This is a genomic window from Streptomyces sp. SM1 (genome assembly GCF_002910825.1).
GTDB lineage: Bacteria > Actinomycetota > Actinomycetes > Streptomycetales > Streptomycetaceae > Streptomyces > Streptomyces okerensis.
This window is the reverse complement of record NZ_NEUB01000394.1, coordinates 1-2290: the sequence shown is the minus strand read 5'-3', so window position 1 is coordinate 2290 and position 2290 is coordinate 1. Positions and strand designations below refer to the sequence as shown.

2 protein-coding genes are annotated in these 2290 nt (G+C 74.2%); both read right to left on the bottom strand.

Annotation, left to right across the window (positions count from 1 at the left end):
* Positions 1-109 precede the first annotated feature (109 nt).
* Entirely contained in the window at positions 110-1195 is a 1086-nt protein-coding gene (locus B9S61_RS10090) for a Zn-dependent alcohol dehydrogenase (RefSeq protein WP_103541962.1), read from the bottom strand.
* A 16-nt stretch (positions 1196-1211) separates the two neighbouring features.
* Positions 1212-2290: aldehyde dehydrogenase family protein (locus tag B9S61_RS10085; protein ID WP_103541961.1), on the bottom strand; the 1079-nt coding region annotated here is incomplete at its 5' end.

Below are 2290 nucleotides of genomic sequence, written 5' to 3'. Positions count from 1 at the left end.
GGCCGGGTCCATCGCCGTGCAGACGCATCAGAAGATCGTCGGCGTGGTGGTCCACGGGTCGGCGGGGTGGCCCCCGCGACTCCAGCCGGGCGGAGCCCGACGGTGTGCGTCAGAACACCACCAGCGCCCGGCCCCCCTTGCCCGCGAGCATGTTGTCGAAGGCGGCCGGGATGCCGTCCAGGGCGATCCGTTCGGTGACGAGGGCGCCCGGGTCGAGGCGGCCGGCCCGGATGTGCTCGGCGAGGACCGGGAGGTCGCGGGCCGGGGCGGAGTTGCCGTAGACGCAGCCGGAGAGGGTCCGGCCCCAGTGGAAGATCTCCAGGGCGTTGAAGGTGACCTGCTGGTCCTTGCCGCCGATGCCGACGACCGTGGTGCGGCCGCCGCGCCGGGTGGATTCCCAGGCCGTACGGATGGTGGCAGCCCGGCCGGCGCACTCCACGGACACGTCCACGCCCTCCTTTCCGGTGAGGGCGCGGATCTGCCGGGCGGTGGTGTCCGAGGCGACGAGGTACTCGGTGGCGCCGGCGGACCGGGCCAGCTCCTCCTTCTCCGGGGAGACGTCGACCGCGACGATCGTGGAGGCGCCCGCGATCCTGGCGGACTGGAGGGCCGCCAGGCCCACTCCCCCGACGCCGAACACCGCGACGCTCTCGCCGGGGCGCACCTTGGCGGAGTGGTGGACGGCGCCGTAGCCGGTGAGCACCGCGCAGCCCAGCAGGGCGGCGTCGGTGAGCGGGACGCCGTCCGGGGCTGGCAGCACGCAGGAGGCGGGCACCACCGTCTCCTCGGCGAACGCGGCGACGTTCAGCCCGGGGTACAGGTCGGTGCCGTCGTCGGCGCGGCGGGCGTGCACCTCGGCGGCGCCGGACAGGGCGTTCGCGCAGAGCCACACCTCGTCGCGGGCGCAGGCGGGGCAGGCGCCGCAGGACGGTGCCCAGTTGAGGACCACGTCGTCACCCGGCGCGACATGGGTGACGCCCTCACCGACGGCGACGACCGTGCCGGAGCCCTCGTGGCCGAGGACGGCCGGGACCGGCAGGCGCATGGTCCCGTTGGACAGTGACAGGTCGGAGTGGCAGACGCCGGCGGCGGCGAGCCGGATGCGGACCCGGCCGGGCCCGGGCGCGGGCAGGTCGATCCCGGTGATCTCCAGCGGGGCGTCGACGGCGGGCAGAACAGCGGCGCGTACGGCCATGATGGTGACGACTCCCCTAGAACTGGAGGGACTTGGTCTGCAGGTACTCGGTCAGGCCGTGCGCGCCGAGTTCACGGCCCACGCCGGACCGCTTGTAACCGCCGAAGGGCGCGAGCGGGTTGAAGCGGCCGCCGTTGATGTCGACCTGGCCGGTGTCCATGCGGCGGGCGAAGGCCACCGCCTCCGCCTCGTCCCCGGCCCAGACGGCGCCGGCGAGGCCGTAGACCGTGCCGTTGGCGATGCGCAGGGCGTCGTCCACGTCGTCGTAGCGCAGGACGGACAGGACGGGGCCGAAGATCTCCTCCTGGGCGATGGTCATCCCGGGGGTGACGTCGGCGAAGACGGTGGGGCTGACGTAGTAGCCGGTTCCGCGCGGGCTCTCGGGGCCGCCCGCGACGATCCGGGCGCCCTCGGCGACGCCCTTCTCGATGTAGCCGCGCACCCGGTCCCGCTGCCCGGCGTTGACGACGGGGCCGATGCGGTCGCCGTACTTGGCGGCGGCGGCCGCGGCGAGTTCCACGGCCTCGTCGTACTGCTCGCGGTGGACCAGCATGCGGGTCCAGGCGCTGCACGTCTGGCCGGAGTTGGTCATCACGTTGGCGACGCCGGCGTTGACCGCGCGGGCCAGGTCGGCGCTCGGCAGGATGACGTTGGCGGACTTGCCGCCGAGTTCGAGGGCGACCCTCTTCACCATGCCGGTGGCGAGCGCGCCGATGCGGCGGCCGACGGCGGTGGAACCGGTGAAGGAGACCAGGTCGACGTCCGGGTGCTCGGCGAGGGCCTGGCCGGCCACCGGGCCGAGGCCGGTGACGAGGTTGAACACACCGGCCGGGATGCCGGCCTCGTGCACGGCCTCGGCGAAGAGCCGGGCGACCAGCGGGGTGTCCTCGGCGGGCTTGGCCACGAGGGTGCAGCCGGCCGTGAGGGCGGGGGCGGTCTTGGCGACGATCTGGTGGAGGGGGTAGTTCCAGGGGGTGATCGCGCCGACCACACCGACGGGTTCGTGGAGGACCGTCGAGTTGCCCACCCGCTCCTCGAAGGCGTACGTCGCCGCCAGCTCGGCGTACGAGCCCGCGACCGCGACCGGTACGGCGG